General features: G+C 61.8%; 2 protein-coding genes. Both read left to right on the forward strand.

Annotation, left to right across the window (positions count from 1 at the left end):
* Positions 1-51: 51 nt before the first annotated feature.
* A complete protein-coding gene (secE, locus tag AC1DWF_RS37410) occupies positions 52-243 on the forward strand; it encodes a preprotein translocase subunit SecE (RefSeq protein WP_476843471.1) in 192 nt (63 codons plus the stop codon).
* A gap of 38 nt (positions 244-281) precedes the next feature.
* Positions 282-563: transcription termination/antitermination NusG family protein (locus AC1DWF_RS37415; RefSeq protein WP_476843472.1), on the forward strand; the 282-nt coding region annotated here is incomplete at its 3' end.

Here is a 563-nt window from a genome sequence, read left to right on the forward strand (position 1 = left end):
CGACATGCTTTCAGGGGCCGCCGAAGATGGCGCAGTCAGGAATAGCAAGTTTTGGCCAAGCTCAATCCCGTCCATTTCTCCCGGGAAGTCCGTCAGGAAGTCGCGAAGGTCACCTGGCCCTCGCGCCGGGAAACCCTGATCACGACCGGCCTTGTCCTGGCTCTGTCCTCGCTGGCGGCTATCTTCTTCCTGGTGACGGATCAGGTGATCCAGCTTGCCATGCGATGGGTCTTCGGGCTTTAGCAAAGGCGAAACAATTCAGTCGTTGAATCGGACGGGCCATGGGATTTTCCCTGGGGGCCGCCGAGGGCGAAGCGAGGTTCTGGCCGATGGCCGATAAGCGTTGGTATGTCGTGCATGTCTATTCGGGCTTCGAGAAGAAGATCGCCGAGCAGATCCGCGCGCAGGCCGCCCAGTCCGGCCTCGCCGACCGCATCGAGGACATCCTCGTCCCCACCGAGCAGGTCGTGGAGGTCCGCCGCGGCCAGAAGGTCGACACGGAGCGGAAGTTCTTCCCCGGCTATGTGCTGGTGAAGATGGAGATGACCGACGACACCTGGCAC

It is taken from the genome of Aminobacter sp. P4_D5 (assembly GCF_056401815.1).